At 41.1% G+C, this 506-nt stretch carries 1 protein-coding gene; it reads right to left on the bottom strand.

Annotation, left to right across the window (positions count from 1 at the left end):
- Nucleotides 1-109 precede the first annotated feature (109 nt).
- Nucleotides 110-506, bottom strand: a 397-nt coding sequence (locus PG418_RS00205; RefSeq protein WP_498836898.1) for a tyrosine-type recombinase/integrase, incomplete at its 5' end; no start/stop codon positions are given.

Genomic DNA, 506 nt, shown 5'->3' with positions numbered 1-506 from the left:
TATTTTATCGGCTCTACGGGCATTTTGCTTTTGTGGTAAACCTCACATATCTAGGTCTATCTTCCTATATTTTCTCTATCAAACGTGGTTAAAATCGTGGTAAATACTTTTATGCGATTAGACGCTGAACCTCTGATTTTGCGGTATCTATGGACGCATGAGCATACCAGTTCATTGTGATACTGATGTTTGAATGCCCCATGATATACTGTAAATCTTTTGGGTTCATGTTCTTGCTTGCCAGCCTTGTGCAGAATGTATGGCGTAGCGTATGCGGTGTGATATGTGGCAAGGGATTGTCCTTGTGGTGCTTGTTGTATTTCTTTATCATACGGACAAATAAGGCGTTGTAATCAATCGCAACTTTGGGCTTGCCTTTATGATTGACAAATAGGAAATTGCTCCGTCCGTCTATCACAAATGGTTCTGCCTTTGGGTGTTTCTTCATAACCCGTTGAAATGCCTGTATTGTTTCTCTGCTTAATGGCACTTGCCTTATTCCGCTC

This window comes from Bariatricus sp. TF06-38A (assembly GCF_027690675.1).
Taxonomy (GTDB): Bacteria; Bacillota; Clostridia; order Lachnospirales; family Lachnospiraceae; genus Allocoprococcus; species Allocoprococcus comes.
Note: the sequence above shows the minus strand (reverse complement) of the source record. Positions and strands in the feature narration are given on the sequence as shown.